Source organism: Candidatus Harpocratesius sp. (assembly GCF_054039255.1).
In genome coordinates this window covers 18,999-36,012 of record NZ_JBPLBG010000016.1, presented here as the reverse complement: position 1 = coordinate 36,012, position 17,014 = coordinate 18,999, and the positions used below count along the sequence as shown (strand labels likewise).

Here is a 17,014-nt window from a genome sequence, read left to right as displayed (position 1 = left end):
CTTTTAAAAATTTATGTTGGAAAAGTGTAAATAAGTGTACGAATAATTTTTATAAACGCAACCACTGGTTGCAAATATTTTTAAGCCTATAATTTATTAATTATATGTGCAACCATTGGTTGCAATTCAAATGCATTTAAATAAATTATTAAGAAAAAAGAAGTGAAGAATAAAAAAAATGGAATCAATAAAATCTATGAACTCAAATCACAAAAATGTGCACAAAATTGATCTTGCTTACATTAAACATGAAATTATAGGTAGTATCATTGGAAGTATTATTGTAAGCTTGGCGATTTACGGATTAGGTTGGTTTATTATTGCAATCGCCAGAGAAGATGGCTCAAATCTAAATGAAGCTAAATTATGGAAAGTGATATTCTGGGTTATAATAGGATTTGTAACCTTATCTAACGGAATAACATGGATTTTTGCTGTTTTATATGTAAAAAACTTTTCCTACGAATTCACAGAAAAATTCATAATAATTCGTTATGGTGTTCTCACTAAAACAAAAACAACGATTCCGTATTCTAGAATTCAAAATGTAGCGATATATCAAAATATCAGAGACCGAATACTTAAATTATACAAAGTTAAAATAGAAACTGCTGGTTCAAGCGCTGCTACTGCCAACGCTCATAAAGGAATTATTCGACCTGAAGGATACATTCCTGGTGTGAAAAATCCAACTGAAATAGAAGTAAAGATCAATAAATTTGTTCATAAATATACTCAAGATAGCCCAAAATCAGGTTTATCTGATGTTTTTACGGACAATAATATCGTTTTTGATGAATTTATCGCTTATTTCCTTTCAAAGATGAGGGAAAAGGATCAAATAAAAACAAAAATAAGACAATTACGAGAACAAATGGGATTATCAATATCACAATTAGCTGATGCTGTAGGTGTTGCAGAATCAACTATAAAGTACTTAGAAACAGGAGAGTTTGTTCCTTCCCTCACTTTAGCAATGCGAATTGCTCGTAAATTCAATGTTTCAATCGAAGAAATTTTTGAACTTGAAAAATAAATTTAAGAGCCTGTTTTTTATTATTTTTTCTTAAATAAATTAGATCTTTCCCGAATAAAAGACAAGGAAATTTGAAAAAATGAAGAATCGGGTCCGTGAATTTAGAGAGAAAGTAAAAATTTCACAACAAGAGCTTGCAACAGCAGTTGGAGTATCTCGACAAATGATTTCATATATCGAAAAAGGGGCAAAAAGGCCAAATATTATCGTAGCTCTCAAAATTGCGAAATATTTCGGAAAACCGGTTTCAACTATTTTTGAATTAGATGAAAATGATTAAATTTTCCTTTTTTTCTTTCTAATCTAAATTTATCTTTGATCAAATATTTGTTTATTTAAATAAAACTTCTCTATGATTAATACTCTGAAAGTTCGAGGAATGCTTTTTATTCATATTATATGAGTTTATGTAATGACGCTTCAATCCGTATTAATTGCAAATCGCGGGGAAATCGCGGTTAGAATAATAAGAGCATGTCGTCTGCAAGGAATCTACACAATTGCAATATTTTCATCAGATGATACCCATTCTTTACATGTTAAAATGGCAGACGAATGTTTTTCCTTAGGTTCAGGTAGCGTTCAAGAAACTTACCTCAATATTACAAAAATTCTTGAAATTCTTGATAAATCGGATGCAGATGCAGTTCATCCTGGATATGGTTTCCTTTCAGAAAATGCAGAATTTGCCAAGGCGGTAGAAGCAAGTGGGAGAATTTTCATAGGTCCAAAATCAGAAATAATTGACTATCTTGGAGATAAAATAAAGGCAAAAAATATTGCAAAAGAAGTCGGGTTACCAGTTGTTCCTGGTTCTAGTGGATTTATTCATACATTTGAAGAAGCAAAACAAATAGCAGAGGATATTGGCTACCCAATAATAATCAAGTCTGCATTTGGCGGTGGCGGTCGTGGAATGGAGCGTGTAAACTCCGTTCACACATTACGTTCTGCATTTGAAGGATGCCAAGCCATCTCTGAACAATTTTTTGGACGAAAAGAAGTATTTATTGAAAAATTTATTAAAAATCCACGGCATATTGAAATTCAATTTATTGGAGATCATTTTGGTAATGTTATTCATTTGGGTGATCGAGAATGCTCCATTCAACGCTCAAATCAAAAACTTATAGAAGAAGCACCTTCTTTTTTGGATCGTAATATCGTGGATGAATTAGGTGAAAAAGTCTGTGATTTGGCCAAAAATTTAGGATATGTTAATGCAGGAACAGCTGAATTTCTTTGGAAAGATGATCAACTTTATTTCAATGAGATTAATCCAAGAATTCAAGTTGAGCACCCAGTTACAGAAATGATCACAGGAATAGATCTTGTAGTTGAACAATTAAAGGTTGCAGCTAGAGAACCTTTACATTATAAACAAGATGAAATTTCATTTCAAGGTCATGCCATCGAATTTCGTATTAATGCGGAAGATCCATACTCTCAAAATTTACCTCAGAGTGGCAAAATAACTCAAGTTATCATTCCTGGCGGCTCAAATGTTCGATTTGATACTTTTATTTATCCACAGTATTCCATTCCAAACCATTTTGATTCTTTGGTTGGAAAACTAATTGTGTGGGGAAAAAATCGAGAACAAGCAATTTTAATAGCCAGAAACGCTTTGAAAGAACTAACAATTTCAGGAGTAAAAACAAATATTGAGCTGCATCAAGCAATAATTGAAACTAGAGAATATCAACAATGGTTAATCTCAACAGGATTTCTAAATCAAATAAATATCACCAAAATTCTTCGGAATTATGAATATATGAAAATTGCTGCAATTTCTCAAGTTTTTGAACTTTTTAACATCTCACAACAAAATGTGGTTCCAGAAGTATCAAAGAATCCAATTAGAAATATGTGGCGTGAGTCAGCTCGTAGAGAACAAGTTAGATAATAAAAAGATTAAAAGTAATTTGTTATTTTTAGTAATCAATAAATTTAATCAGTTATCTGATTTTTTTGTTAATTATTGTTAATTTAATTTTTCATTTATGCAAAAAAGAAGAAAAAAAGTACACATTTATTATAACAGCGATAGAGAAAAGGAGAGAGAAATATTTTTGGGAAAACAGAAAAAAGTAATTTACCATGGCCGTGAGTTTATTATTGAATTACTAGACAATCACCAAATTAGGATTGATGGTTATGTTTTTTCACCAAAGGTTGTCCAACAAACCGAAAATCGATTTAAAGTTTCATTTGGGAAATTTCAATTTATTTTAGAAAATATAAATGGAAAATTATTTTTAGAAGGAGAAGAAGTAGATATAAATATAAAACCATATATTGATTTATCAAAATCAAATCCAGGTCCTAGAACTCCTCAAAAAGCGGTTGTAAAGGCACCTATCCCTGGAAAAATCTTGCAAATCTTAGTTAATCCAAATGATATTGTTAATAAGGACCAAGAAATTCTAATTTTAGAAGCTATGAAAATGCGAAATCGAATTTTAGCTCCTATATCAGGAAAAGTTAATAAAATATACTCAAAGCTAGGAGATATGGTTTCTCAGGATCAAGAATTGCTAATCATAATTAATGAATAATGTTCGATCTATCTAATAACGTTAAATTTTTATCCCAGAAAGATAGACTACTCCATGAGAATTATGGAAAAAAAAATCGCAATCGCCAAAGGTGATGGCATTGGTCCTGAAGTTGTTGATGAAGGACTCAAAATTCTAAAAATAATTTCCCAATATTCAGATTATGAACTAAAATTTGTGGAAACACCTCTCGGTGGAGAAGTATATAAACAAACTGGAACTAATCTTCCCAAGTCTTCATTTGAACAAATGAAATCAGCAGATGCAATTCTTTTTGGCGCAATTGGGTTACCCGACTTACCGCAAGGTATAGCAGAATCTGCAATTTTAAAGATGCGTCAAGGACTTGATTTATATATTAATCTTCGTCCAGTGAAGCTCTATAAACCATTATTTGAAATATGTCCATTAAAGCCGGAGTTTTATAAAAATGGGATAGATATTTCTATAATTCGGGAAAATACGGAAAGTTTATATAGTCGAATAGGGGGAATAGTTAACAACAATACTGCAACTAATTCTATGATTTATACACGAAAAGCTGTAGAAAGAATAATCAAATATGCTTACAAATATGCATTAAGAAAAGGACATTCTGAAATTATTTCTGTTGATAAAGCTAACATGCTGGTTTGCAGTGAATTTTGGCGAGAAATATTTTTAGAACAAGGAAAATATTATCCGAATCTTTTGAAAAAGAATTATTATGTGGATGCTTTTTGTCAATGGTTAATACGTGCTCCTTCATCAATCCAAACTGTGGTTACAGAAAATATGTTCGGCGATATCATTAGCGATGAAGCTGCGTTTCTTACAGGCTCCTTAGGAATGGCAGCAAGTGCAAATATTAATCCCGATGGTGTTTCTTTATTTGAACCAATTCACGGATCTGCACCCGATATTGCAGGAAGAAATATCGCCAACCCAATAGGTACCATTCTTTCGTGTAAACTTATGTTTGAAGAAGCTTTTCATGATTCAAAATTGGGAGAAGTTATTGAAGAATCAGTTGTTACTGCCCTTAAAACACATAGAACTCTCGATATTTTTCCACGAAACCCACAAAAGCATGAAAAACTTCTAAAAACAACTTGTTCTGAAATGGGTACAATTATTGGAAATGAGTTAAAATCAAGATTAAAAAAATAATTAAAATCATGAAACGGAAAATCAACATCTTGATTTTATGAAAAAAAGAGTAGATATTATACTTAAAAGTTATTCAGAATTTCCATTGAATTGTTTTGAAAAGAATTCAATAAAAGAATCCCTCATTTTTTCAAAATCCTTTGCATTAGTAAAATTATGATTTGCTTTTGGGTATATTTCGATTTCTTTTTGGGTAGAGTTTAATTTCTTAAACAAATCCTCAAATCCTTTATCCCCCAATAATTCATCTCGCTTCCCAGCAATGATTTTAACAGGCTGATTAATTGAGTCTGCCATATTTTTGGGATTATAGTGATGAGTTTGAGAAATATAAAGATTTTTCATATTTTTGTCAGGTGGAAATCTCATTTGCTTGTTCCTAGTCCAAATTTTGAGCAAATCATCAAAAAATGAATATGTAGTAACAATTTCTGTATCTGATACTGGAGATCGAAGTGCTAAAACTGAAATTCGATAATCACGTGCTGAATGACAAAGAGCCATTGCTCCACCGAAACTTTCTCCTAATAATCCAATTTGAAGTGGATCTATAAATCGATGATGCACTAAATAATCCACTACATATTCAATATTTGCTTGTGCTGAAAAATATGTAAAGACACCAGAACTTTGGCGAACTCCTTGATGATCATAGCAATAATAAGCAATTCCATGTTCTGTAAATTTTTTGGCAAAACGATCTTCATCATCTTCAGGAGAAGTACCAGGCATACCATTAATATGAATTATTAATGGAAAAAGCAAATTGGAACCATTGGGATGATGATGATTCTCTGGGATATATAAAATTCCATGTAGTTTTTCTTCTCTAACAATAATATCTAATTCTTCCTTTTGCATTAAATTTCCTCCTCATTATTATTCGATAATCCAGGTATTTCACATAGACTCAAAATGTAATTTGTACCTTTTTGGGAAATCCATTGAATATTTTGAGTTATTTCATGAATATTTTTTTGATTTCCAAAATATTTCAGTTCAAAATGGTTATTATCTGTTTTATGTGCAAGTTCTATCTCCTTTAAATTCATTTTCAATCCTGTACCAATAGCTTTTGAAAAAGCTTCTTTAGCGGTCCAGAATTGTGTTCCAATTACTGAATTTTGATTGATATACCGCTGTTCCTCAAGAGTAAACACCTCTTTATAGAAAGAGGGACTGCGATCTTCGATTTTTTCTAAATCCAATCCAATAGGATTATGATTTACAACAGCACAAGCAAAAAAATGAGAATGTGATATTGAAAGATGAATTGGAATAATTTCTTTTGTTTTAGTTTTAATGAAATATGGTTGACCAGATTCCCTTTTCACAACCTCAATTTCAAGATATTTGGGTATTTGATTTAGATATTTAAAATATGCCATCTTTGCACAAATAACACCAGCAATATGTTCATAGAAACGTTTATTATTCTTCATATTTTTAATTCGTTCTTGTTCATTTTTTGTTAAAAATATAGATATCTTCGAAGAATTTTTAGTAATCATTTGCGTCAATTGAGGAAGAGGGATTATTTGATATTTTGATGCATAGGAATGAGGAATAATTCGACTGATTTCAGCAAGTGTATTGAATTTTTTTTTAATCGCTGAGGGAAGATCTATATTTAAATTTGTATGAATTAATCCAAGATTTTTCAACATAATGATAGGTTTTCCTTCAGCGGAAAATAAACATGCATCAAAATAACTGTAATGTTGATCTCGTCCAATATATTCAACAAATGCATATTTTGGAATTTCATTAGATAGCTTAACGACTTTTCCAATTTTTGATGGAAGTGATAACTGGGAATACTGAACCAAATCTAAAAGAGCAGCTGTTTGGAATAAACTCTCAATTCCTAATGGATCCAAAGTAAATTTAACTTGGTTAGAAGTATTGAAATCGGGGCTAAACAGATATTGATTTTGACAGGAAACTGAAGTGATTATGGATTCTTTTTCCCACATTAGCAACTCTTTTATTACCTTAAAACGTGGCCCATGAAAGAAAATTTTGTAGATTTCATCTTGTGAAAGAAGCGGAAGTGAGGGGATGAAAGAAGGGAACTTTGGAACAATTGATGAATCAACTTGAGGTGAAACTTCGATTTTTGCCTTAAAATGTTCCTTAATCAAAGGTTTTCCCTTCATTACACGTGGATATGTCTTTGAATAGAAAGAAAGAAGATTTTCGACTTGAAGACCATAGTTATTTTGATGTTGATGTTGGTTTTGATGTGAAATAAAATTCATATCATATTGCAATTCAATAGAAACTCGTTTCTGTGGTAAAATTTTTAAAGGTGTATTAAATTCTACATCCTTTAAAACGAATTTCTCAGTTGAATGTAAAGCCTGATAAAATTCAGCAAAAGTTTCTAAAACCATTACTCCAGGTAAAACAGGTTTTCCTTCAATTTGATGATCTAAAAGATATATATCCCTAATTGTGGAAAATTGATGAGAAGCAATAACTTGACCCCGATTATAACGTATTTTTGAAAGCATTGGATATTGTAATGTATCAATCATAGTAAAAATGGGTTCATTTTGCTCAAATAATCCCAAATCTCCTGAGACAATATATTCTCCTGTATATCCATTAGAAACTAGGTATGAGAATAAGGCAGTCCCAGTTTGAACGGGAATCGGAATGACACCAGCCATTTTCAGCACTTTCATTGTTGACCCATGTGTGGCCATCCCTACATCAGCCCATGCAGACCAGTCTATTGCAAGAGTGGGAATTTTAAATCCTGAATCCCATGAAAGGCGGGAAAGAAAGGCATTAGCAAAGGCATAATCCACTTGTCCTTGATTTCCATAGCGTCCAGCAATAGAAGAAAATAAAATGCAATATTTTAAAGATTCTAAAGGAATATTGTTAAGGAGATTCGCTAATCCTTTTACTTTGATATCTACAATTAACTTTGCTATTTTTGGATCCTTTTTTGAGAAATTCTTCGATTCCTCCATTCCTGCTCCATGAATGATTACTGTAATGGGTTTTTCAAACTTTCTGGAAATTTCCTTCATAATTTCAAATATTTGAGATGATTGAGTCACATCTACTGAAAAATATTCTACATGCAATCCTTTCTTTTGTAGAATATTTATGTTTCTTAAAACTTCAAGTTGATTTAGAAATTTATTCCATTCTTTCTGGATAATTACAGGAGTTACTTTTCCTTTTTCTTTCTTAAGTATCATGCTGCGTTCTTTTTTTAACATATTCATCTGTTCTTCAGAATATGAAAGGAATTTATTGAAATCTGGATTAAGTGGAGTCCTACCTAACAATACAATCGAAGGATGAATAGAATCTGTCAATTTATTTAAACATTCAAAAGTAATTCCTCTTGCACCTCCTGTAACCACAACCAAATCATCTGAAGAAATTTTTCTTGCTTGATTCAATGGTCGATTTCCTATTTTTATTCTAGAAAGAGTATATCGATTACCTTGTTCATCTATTTGGATTTCAAACACAGAGTGGTCCTTTAAAATTTCAGAAGATACTAGTAGAGGCGAAGTGAAGGAAAGATGAAGAAATTTAAAAGACATTTCTTTACTTAATGATTTGAAAAATCCTGAAAATGCAGCTGAAATAGGATTTGATATCATAGCTTCATCGAGAATATCATTTTTAGAAAGAAGAAATCCATATTTGATATATTCTGGACCAAGTAATTTAATAAAATTGAAAATGTTAGAAAAGTGCGTAGTTGCCTGATTGAGATTTTCTTCTTTTGAAAATGGTCTACAATATAAACAAATGCTGTAACCATTGGTTATGTCTTGTTTTTTGATATTATCGATAAAACTTGAGATTCCTTCAAGGCCAGTTTCATACTTAAATAATATAGGGATTAGTTTGATTCCTTTTGAAGATAAATCTTCCTTTATTTTTGTACCATAATCAGAATAAGAATTAAATTCAATGAAAACCATTGGAATTTCAAATATCTTTTTGTTTTCACTCATTTTTTCACTTTTATTTAATAAAACTGGTTTAATAGAATAAATTTTGATCTTATCATCAATTATTTTATTCTCAAGATCATTCTCATCATTAGTTCTTGATAGGAAAGAATCAGACTTTTCAAAATCCGACTGATCTGATTTATCTTGATCAGAAACAATTGGAATTAAGAATTTTACAATATCTCCAATAGTTCGGAATTCTGCTAAATTTATTGGAGTTTCTTCCGAAATCTGCCATTCTTCTCTAACTGAACCAAATATTTCAGCTTGTTTTATGGTATCAATCCCCAGATCTTCTTCTAAATCAAAATCTAATTCCAAATCTTCGTTATCATATCCAGTAATTCTTGATATTATTGATTTTATTCGTAATTCTATAATTTCGTTTACTGTTCTATTTTCATTTGATGATTTTGCATTTTGAGAAATTTCTTGGGAACTTAGATTTCTTTCATTAATTTTTGTAATGTAATTTACAATATCTCTTATTGTCCGAAATTCAGCGATATTAATCAAAGATTCATCTGAAATTTGCCATTTCTCACGAATCTGACCAAATATTTCCGCTTGTTTGATAGTATCAATCCCCAGATCTTCTTCTAAATCAAAATCTAACTCTAAATCTTCTGAATCATAACCAGTAATTTCTGCAATAATTGATTTAACTTGATCTATATTGGATTCACTTCTAATTTTATCATTACTTTTAGAGATCTGAGAATTATCAACAGTTGCAACATTATTATCTATTGAATTATTTACATTTTTAGTTGAATTCAAAAGAGTTAAAATATCTTGAATCGTTCGAAAATCAGCAAGATTTATTTGAGTATCTTCAGAGATTTGCCATTCTTCTCTAATTCGGCCAAAAATCTCTGCTTGTTTTATGGTATCAATCCCCAAATCTTCTTCTAAATCAAAATCAGATTGAATATCTTCAAGATCATAACCAGTCACTTCAGATATAATTTTCTTGATCTCCTCTTCTTTGATTTGAGTTGGTTGGTTAATATTTATTTCTGATGTACTTAGATCAATGGTATTTTTAGTATGAGAGCTGGAATCAGAGAAATTTTTAGATAAAAAGGCAAGAATATCATTAATACTACGAAATTCTGTAAGATTGATACTAGTCTCTTCAGGAATTTGCCATTCTTCTCTAATTCGACCAAAAATCTCTGCTTGTTTTATGGTATCAATCCCCAAATCTTCTTCTAAATCAAAATCCAATTGAATATCTTCATGATCATAACCTGTAATTTCTGAAATAATTGCCCGGACTTTTTCTTCCCAATTATTTTGATTAATATGATTATTACTTGAAGTCTGGAATGAAATCTGGGATGGGTCATTCACCATTCGCGATAATACATTGGCAATATCCGCAATACTTTGCATTTCACTAATATTCAAAGACTGATTTTCCTCAATATTCCATTTCTCTCTAATTTCTCCGAAAATCTCTGCTTGTTTAATTGTATCAATCCCTAAATCTTCTTCTAAGTGGTACTGCGGTTCAAGATCCGAGATATCATAACCCGTTTTTTCAGCAATAATTTGAATCAAAGTGGCTAAAATTGTTTTATTTGATTTTGATGTTTGTGAAAAAGATGGAATTGATTGCTTTTGTGGGAATGAAATTTGCTGTTTTGAGTCAACTTTTAAAACTCGGCCATCTAAAAAGAGAGAAGTTGAACCTGCAACAGATTGAAGCCAAGCATGATACACTTTTTCATCTTTTCTATTAATGGGTGTATTTTTGCGGAACATTAAAATCGCAATTTGGGATCCAAAACCTGCAGCAAACCGAATTGCATAATCTTTTCGTTCTTTAATCCCAGTTGAGAAGTTAAACTTGCTATATTTTGGGTCTATTTTAGCAGAATTTGCAATTGGAGGAATAATTCCGTACTCAATTGATTTTATCGCAACAGCTTCTTCCATACCAACTCCCATAAGATGACCTGTAAATCCTTTGGTGTTTACAATTAGTAATTTACTCACATCTGGTCCGAAAGTATTAGATAATGCTTCCAATTCTGATTCAGAGCTTCCACCTCGAGCTGGTGTGTAAGTTTCATGACTAACAAACATACCTTTACGAGCAATTTCAAATTTTGTGATTTTATGTCGATTAACCATTGTTGTAATAAAACGATTGAATTCTTCAGTAATATCTCGTTTGTCAAGACGAGATCCATGATATGCGCTATTGCTAATTTGTGTTCCTAATAAATCAACGATTGGCTTAATTCCACGTCTATTTGATTCAGATTGAGTTTCTAGAACAAATGCAGACGCACCCGCTCCAGCAATAAGGCCATTTCGACCAATTCCAAAGGGTAAAACTGCATCTGTTAAATTTTGTTTGATTGTTCCAGCTCCACTTGCAACAAATCCTGCTCCAAGCCATGGAAATAGACTTTTTGTAGTTGGACAATCTCCAGAAATCACAATTACTCGATTACAGCGCCCAGTTCTAATCCAGTCTTCAGCAATTGCGAAAGCATTTGTAGTAGATGCACATGCAGCATTTACTTGTGTATTTGGCCCTTTAGCTTTGATGATTTGTGCAAATTGGGAATGACCCATGGATAAGATTCGAAAGAGAAATGCACGGTTAAAATGTATGAGATCTTTCTTATCACCAAAAATTAACGTTTTATTTTCATAATACCATTCTTCTAACTCTTTTTTAATTTTGGGATGAGAAATTTCATTAAGAAATTTGGAAAACTTTTGATTAAATTTCTCAAATGTTTCTAATTTTAACTGTTGTGTTAAGTGGGTGGTAAGATCCTTTACCAAATTGTCCAATCCAGGAAATGCTGAGGCAAAAACAACACCAGTATCTCTTTGTAGTTCTTCTGGTAATGCCCAATCTCCAGAAATTATCTTTCCTGTTGTTGTAGTAATCTTTGATTTTACTAAAGGAATTCCAGCATCTTTCAAAGCTTCTAATCCGGCGCCAATTGCTAATTTTGAAGTGATATCCAGAGCATTCAGCAGTTTATCATCCAGAAGAAAATCTTTTTTGGGATTAAATGCACCAATTTGCCCAGCAAGATGAATAACTTGAGAGATATCCTTTATTTCTATAAAAGAGGCATCTCCATTAGAAGTTTTATTTAATCGAACAATATTTTTATCTAATATTCCTAGTTTAACTTCTTCAGGAAGAGGTTCAATAAAATTTTCCCCATTTAAAATTGCAATAATGTTAGAATCATCGAATACATTTCGATCTTTTCCTGGAATTCCCAATCCAACACCGGTTACTCCAATTTGTAGTGTATTTTGGATAAATTGTGTCGATTCTTTCTTTTTTCGTTCTTGTTCTTGTCTATACAAGCGAATAAATTGAGAATAGGATGCTTTTAACATGGGGGCGAGTATTTCTTTTTGTTGAGCAAGAAATTCCCTAAAATGAGGTTGTGTACTAAGACTTTGGATAGTCTTATCAGAAAACAATTCATCAAACACATTATTACTTGATATATCTCTATTTTGGTTAAGTATCTTATGTAAATTCTGTTTAGAAGAGAGATATTTTGATTTTAAAGAAAGATTATGCACCCTATTTTGCATTTGATTACTAATTTCATCTGTTATCTGTTTTAGATATTCTACTTCAGATTTTTTCGGAGTTAAAGTAAAGAATTGAGAAACATTTTTTGCTTTTTTCAAAATTTCTTTGGCAAAGTAGAATAAGGCTTTTTTAGGTCCAACTTCTACAAATTTTCTTCCTCCCGCATTATAAATCTGCTCAATCTCGTCAGTCCAACGAACAGGTGAGGTAATTTGATCTACTAAAATCCCCTTTATTTTATCAGAATTAGTCGGATATGCACTTCCTAATACATTGCTATATACTGGTATATTTGGTCTATGGAATTTGATTGTATTTAGAAATTCTGCTAATTTAGAGCCAGCTGATGCCACAAATTTTGAATGAAATGCTTGTGATACATTTAACTGTTTCGCTGTAACATTTTCTTTTTTACAGAACTTCAAAGCATTTTGTATACCTATTAAATCACCAGATATGACTGTCTGTGTAGGAGAATTATAATTAGAAATCGAAACATTTCCCTCTTTAATTTTTTTAAGAATTTCTTCTACTTGAGAAATTGGACACAATAGAGCAGCCATTCCACATTTAGAATCAGGAGCGGATGTACCCATTGCTTGACCTCGAATAATGACTGCTTTTAATGCATCTTCAAAATCCATCACTCCTGCAGCAACAAGAGCAGAGAATTCACCCAAACTATGACCGGCAACAATTCCTGGGACAATCCCACGGTTATTTAAATATTTGAATAAGGCAATTTCCAAGCTAAAAATCGCAGGTTGAGTGAACTGTGTCTGAGTTAATATTTTTTGATTTTCACTTTTTGATTTCGATTTATCACCAAATAAAATTTGAAGAAGGTTAAAATCTCCAAAACTCTGACAAATTTCATTAGCACGATTTAAAATATCTCGGATTTCTGGAATTGTTTCATATAGTTCATGACCCATCCCGACATACTGACTTCCTTGACCACTGAACATAAATACTAAAGAAGGATCAGAATTATCAAATGAAAATTCACTATGTTGATTCGTTTGAATGATTCCCTCAGAATATGGAATATATTCTGGAATAGAATTTGTAGGATAGTTTAAAGATTCGGGATAAAACTCTTCTAATATGACATGAAAATTGGTCCCACCAAATCCAAAAGCAGAAACACCTGCTCTCCTTATTGAGTTTTGAGGACGAATCCATTCTTTTGCGTGAGTATTTACATAAAAAGGAACATTATCCCAGTCAACTTTGGGATTTGGAATGTTAAAATTTATAGAAGGAGGAATAATTTTATGATAAAGTGCCAAACTCGTCTTAATAATTGAAGCGATAGCAGCTGCACTTTTTAAGTGCCCAATTTGACTTTTAACAGAACCAATTGCAATTTTATGAGATGGATTTTTAGAGTGGAGTAATTCTTGAAGCACCATTAATTCAGTAGCATCTCCTATTACAGTGGAAGTACCATGACATTCAATATATTGAAGATCATTTTCTTGAATTTTAGCGGAGTCTAACGCACGTATGACGGCCATTTTTTGACCTTGTGGGTTAGGTGCAGTAATTCCTTTACCTTTACCATCAGAAGAAGCACCTATTCCTCGGATTACCGCATAAATTTTATTATTATCGCGAATTGCATCAGATAATCGTTTAAGTACAACAAAACCTGCTCCTTCTCCCATAACGAAACCATCTGCTTCTGCATCAAATGGACAGGATTTTTTTGCGGAAAGCGCCCCAATCTTTGAGAATTTTATAAAAACAGATGGATCCATTGAATGATCAGCCCCACCTGCTAAAACTGCATCGTAATCTCCTAATAGAAGACCCTTTACCGCCGTATCTAAAGCTGCAAGACTTGAAGCACATGCTGCATCAGTGGTTAAATTCTTTCCGTTTAAATTGAAGACATTACTAATTCTGCCAGCAATTATATTTGATAATTCACCAGGCATTGTATCTTCATTAATAGGAAGAATATTTTTGATTATATTATCTTCAAGATAAGATTTAATTCTCCGAATAGAGTGTGAATCTCCAATATTTTTCTTTTCTGCTTGATATAGATAGTGATTAATTTCGTTGAAGAAGACCCTTTTATCATTATATCTTTGGATTTCCCCCCCCAAAGAGTTTCCGATAATAACAGCTAATGAGAGAGGTTGTTTTCCATCAACAGGATAATTTGCATCCATCAACGCCTCTTTAGCTGCAGTTAAAGCCCATTTCTGGACAGGATCCATTCTCTTAGCCATTTGTGGAGGGATTCGAAATTTAATTGATTTGAATTTAAAGTCCTTGATAAATCCCCCAATTTTAGTGTAAGTTTTATCTTTTTGATTTCGATCTTCACTGAAATATATTTCATAATTCCATCGATCTTTAGGAACCTCAGTAATAGAATATTTTTCTGATAAAATATTATCCCAGAATTCACTAATATTTGAAGCATCAGGAAATACTCCACCAATCCCTACTATTGCAACCCGAGAATCTGCGAATTCTTTTTTTGTTTTTTCAAAAACAGGCTTGGTTTTTAATTGATTCTTAAAATTTAGAATTTGATTTAATGAATTATATTTTTGAAGATTTGAAATTTTATGAAATCCTCCTTTGGTAATATCATAGTGTAAATTTTTTATAGGGACGACTGTGGTACGAAGAGTTAGTGACTCGCCAGTCATGAATGCACCTAGTTTTTCTTGTTTTTCTGGAGATATTGGAATAAATTGAGTAGTTCCTGTTCCAGGAATATGATCATTATTCCAGATTTCTGCTTGCGCAGCAATTCGTAAAGCACCCAAATTATCCTTTTCATAAAGTTCTTTACGCTTTGAAATTGGAATTTCTTCTGTTATTCTATGGAGTTCTTTTTTGATTGTTTCTGAACTAAATATCGATGGAATTACACGTGCTCGTGTATTTACAGTTGCGCCTATGACACGAGTTGAGTTATGATTCAACAATAGATTCTGATAAAGGGGAGATAATGCCTTTGAAGATGTAATTTCTGGAGTGAAAAGATAGGATGTCCCCATCTGAATTCCAGGATTGATTATATCAAGATGATCACCAATCATCATCGCCAACATCGCACTGCTGGTTTCATTAATAATACCTCCTGCAAAAATAACGTTAATTTTTTGAGAAAATGATTGTTGTTCTTTTTTACAGTATTGAAGTATGTTTTCCCACAATATCCAAGATGAAAGGGTTCCAATATGACCTCCACATTCACTCCCTTCTAAAATTAAAAATTCAATTTGGTTTTTCACGGCTTCTTTAAACATAGATAGAGCAGGTGTATGTAAAAAAACTCTCTCACCTTGTCTGATTACTTGTTTGGCTAAATCCACAGAACCTGCTGCAATTAATGTAAAAGGAACATTGTGTTTTTTTATAGATTCTAATTGAAGTTCACGACGTTTTTTGACAACTTCTAATCCAATAATTCCAGCCATATATGGGTAGTTTTGTAAAGATGAATTTGAGATTTTTTCTAATAATGCATCTGCTTCAGGTCCCATCAAACCTCCTAAAGCAAATGTCGGTAATGCACCGTGATCTGCAACAATTTGGGCAAATTCAATCGATTCAGTAATATTTGCCATTGGACCTTGGATGATAGGATATTTAACATTTATATTCTGAGCAAATGGGCTAGATTCCTGAAAAGGCCACTGTTTTTTAATTAATTTATATTGTCGAATAATAATTTCAGTTAATTTTTGAATAAAGCTTGAAATAGAATGAAATTGCTCAGCAATCTGATTTGCAAAAATAATACCATGGTCACAAGGAAGAAATGAATGTTTTGGGTATTTTGATGAAAAATCCGGAAATCCTATTTGTTTTCCCCGCTCTTTTTGAATAACACTAAATAAAATTTTTGTAAACTTTTCTCGGGTAATTTCGCCTTCTTTTTCAAGAATTTGCTTATAAAAGTCTTTTTCCTTCAATTTAACTTCTCGAATAGATTTATTGGCCAATTTTCCAATCAAACGAAAGTTAAAATGTTCACTTTCAGCAAACAAGTAGAAATCATTTTCTTGCAGGGTTTTAATATAAGATTTAAATGGATGACTTAATGGAGATTCTTGTAATAAATACAATTGTGATTCATATACTACACCAAGAGCACCACCAATTAAAGCAGCACCAACATTGTATATACCAAATCCTCCCTCAATGATAAAACTATATCCCAATTTATAGAATTCTTGAATTTGAATGAAAGAATTTCGATTACTAACAAAACCACCTGCTTCATTTCCGCGAACTAAGAAGAAATCAGCCCATTTTGCTTTAGATTTTGCTTCTTGTGAGGTTAACACTTCTGCACAGATAAGCAGTGATTTCTTTTTTAAAATTTCAAGATTTTTATTTGATGGAACAAACGAACAAATTACAATCATATTGTTTGTGTTAAAATCTAAATCAGAGATGAAATCTTCATTAGTAATGCGAATTCCCCATATTTTTGAAGGTTGTATTTGTTTTGATATTTGATTAATTATTTTATTAGTTTGTGAAATAGAAAAAGATTCAGCATTTAATATACCTACAGCATTATTCTCGCAGAGAGTTACAAGAACAGTTATATCTTCAAAACCTTGAGGATTATATCCCCAGATCGGCAAAGTATTGTTTAAAATTTTAAGTATTTCATGTGGTTTTTTCATCTTTACAACCTCTTCAATTT

At 31.7% G+C, this 17,014-nt stretch carries 7 protein-coding genes; 5 read left to right on the top strand and 2 right to left on the bottom strand.

From position 1 onward, the window contains the following. Positions 1 to 178 precede the first annotated feature (178 nt). The 5 genes from ACXLDF_RS03815 to ACXLDF_RS03795 all read left to right on the top strand — a co-directional run bounded on the left by ACXLDF_RS03815 (position 179) and on the right by ACXLDF_RS03795 (position 4,743). Positions 179 to 1,036 (top strand): helix-turn-helix transcriptional regulator, encoded by an 858-nt coding sequence (locus tag ACXLDF_RS03815; RefSeq protein WP_457557167.1) that lies wholly within the window; start codon positions 179 to 181, stop codon positions 1,034 to 1,036. 79 nt (positions 1,037 to 1,115) lie between these two features. Beyond that, on the top strand, positions 1,116 to 1,316 hold the full coding sequence (locus ACXLDF_RS03810) for a helix-turn-helix transcriptional regulator (RefSeq protein ID WP_457557166.1): 201 nt from the start codon (positions 1,116 to 1,118) through the stop codon (positions 1,314 to 1,316). Between the two features lie 132 nt (positions 1,317 to 1,448). Further along, positions 1,449 to 2,942: an acetyl-CoA carboxylase biotin carboxylase subunit gene (locus tag ACXLDF_RS03805; RefSeq protein ID WP_457557165.1), complete on the top strand. Its 1,494-nt coding sequence runs from the start codon at positions 1,449 to 1,451 to the stop codon at positions 2,940 to 2,942. Between the two features lie 166 nt (positions 2,943 to 3,108). After that, positions 3,109 to 3,594, top strand: a complete 486-nt coding sequence (locus tag ACXLDF_RS03800) for an acyl-CoA carboxylase biotin carboxyl carrier protein subunit (RefSeq protein WP_457557164.1) — start codon at positions 3,109 to 3,111, stop codon at positions 3,592 to 3,594. A gap of 63 nt (positions 3,595 to 3,657) precedes the next feature. Beyond that, positions 3,658 to 4,743: an isocitrate/isopropylmalate dehydrogenase family protein gene (locus tag ACXLDF_RS03795; RefSeq protein WP_457557163.1), complete on the top strand. Its 1,086-nt coding sequence runs from the start codon at positions 3,658 to 3,660 to the stop codon at positions 4,741 to 4,743. Between the two features lie 69 nt (positions 4,744 to 4,812). Here the strand turns inward: ACXLDF_RS03795 and ACXLDF_RS03790 are convergent, their stop codons facing one another. Both ACXLDF_RS03790 and ACXLDF_RS03785 read right to left on the bottom strand, forming a co-directional pair. Continuing rightward, positions 4,813 to 5,604: an alpha/beta hydrolase gene (locus ACXLDF_RS03790; RefSeq protein WP_457557162.1), complete on the bottom strand. Its 792-nt coding sequence runs from the start codon at positions 5,602 to 5,604 to the stop codon at positions 4,813 to 4,815. Continuing rightward, positions 5,604 to 16,994: an SDR family NAD(P)-dependent oxidoreductase gene (locus ACXLDF_RS03785; protein ID WP_457557161.1), complete on the bottom strand. Its 11,391-nt coding sequence runs from the start codon at positions 16,992 to 16,994 to the stop codon at positions 5,604 to 5,606. The genes ACXLDF_RS03790 and ACXLDF_RS03785 overlap by 1 nt, the downstream gene beginning before the upstream one ends. Between the last annotated feature and the right edge of the window lie 20 nt (positions 16,995 to 17,014).